General features: G+C 78.9%; 1 protein-coding gene. It reads right to left on the reverse strand.

Annotation, left to right across the window (positions count from 1 at the left end):
• On the reverse strand, positions 1-212 hold a 212-nt coding region (locus PUR71_RS02780), incomplete at its 3' end, for a hypothetical protein (protein ID WP_329924687.1).
• Positions 213-355 lie beyond the last annotated feature (143 nt).

Genomic DNA, 355 nt, shown 5'->3' on the forward strand with positions numbered 1-355 from the left:
GACAGGCGTCCGGTGAGCACCAGCCCGTCCTCGTCGGCCAGTTCGACGGCCGCGCCGAGCCTCGGGTGCGTGGTGGCGCCGAGACCGGCGGAGCGGACGTCGCCGCCCCCGGCGGCGAGGGGCGCGGGCCAGCAGCGGCTGCGCGGGCAGGCGTAGGTCGGCAGGTCGACGCGGCGGGCGCCGGTGCCGGCCAACAGGGCGGCCCAGTCCACCTAGGCGCCGCGGACGTGGAGGCGGGCGAGGGCGTCGACGAAGGTGTGCTCTTCGGCCCGGTTGCGGCGCAGCGCCGGGATGGCTTCGGCCTCGCCGTCGGGCAGGGCGTTCGCGGTGAGGGCGGTGAGGACGGCGTCGGGGC

Source organism: Streptomyces sp. SP17BM10 (genome assembly GCF_036322405.1).
In the GTDB taxonomy this organism is placed as follows: Bacteria; Actinomycetota; Actinomycetes; order Streptomycetales; family Streptomycetaceae; genus Kitasatospora.